This window comes from Leifsonia sp. HAY1-4F, assembly GCF_056755275.1.
The window spans coordinates 1-229 of record NZ_JBNDHX010000752.1 but is presented as its reverse complement, the minus strand read 5'-3'; the positions used below and the strand labels follow the sequence as shown (position 1 = coordinate 229).

The 229-nt window shown below is 59.0% G+C and carries 1 protein-coding gene; it reads left to right on the top strand.

The genetic code is table 11. The features are described 5' to 3' along the window. Positions 1–229: hypothetical protein (locus tag ACPYOG_RS21210; protein ID WP_481296006.1), on the top strand; the 229-nt coding region annotated here is incomplete at both ends.

Below are 229 nucleotides of genomic sequence, written 5' to 3'. Positions count from 1 at the left end.
ACGATAAATGGCGGGATCTTCTGCTGGCCTTCTGCAGCGAGCTGTTCGGCCATCGCGAGCAGACTGCCGCTGTTTCTCTCGGAGGAGCGGCGCACTTCACTGTTGCTACCTCACCGGTCCGGGTGACGTTGCCAGTTAGCTATTCCTCGGAAAGTGTCTATCTCCCGGAATCGGAGGACGAAACCCCCGAATGGGACGATGAAGGTGAAGTCGGCGACTCCCTGGAGAG